A 280-nucleotide genomic window follows, 5' to 3' on the forward strand; every position below is an offset into this window, starting at 1 on the left:
TAAAAATTGCCATCCCAACAGCATTGCATATTGATGCTCTCGGAATATCAATGAAGGAAACACTTGATAAATGCAAAGAGATTCTTGGCGGAGAAACCATAATTGCATCTACTCGTCGCGAACCGCTTTCATCCGGCACAGTATCAAGGTATTTTATGCGCGCACGAAAAGCATCAGGTCTTTCCTTCGAAGGGGATCCGCCTACCTTTCACGAGTTGCGCAGTTTGTCTGCAAGACTCTATGAGAAGCAGATAAGCGATAAGTTTGCTCAACATCTTCT

The 280-nt window shown here is 43.9% G+C and carries 1 protein-coding gene; it reads left to right on the forward strand.

Features of this window, described 5'->3' with window-relative positions; genetic code table 11:
• A partial coding sequence (locus tag JYB62_RS19740; protein ID WP_205647104.1) for a tyrosine-type recombinase/integrase occupies positions 1-280 on the forward strand: 280 nt, incomplete at both ends.

The organism is Algoriphagus lutimaris, assembly GCF_017051705.1.
Classification (GTDB): Bacteria; Bacteroidota; Bacteroidia; order Cytophagales; family Cyclobacteriaceae; genus Algoriphagus; species Algoriphagus lutimaris.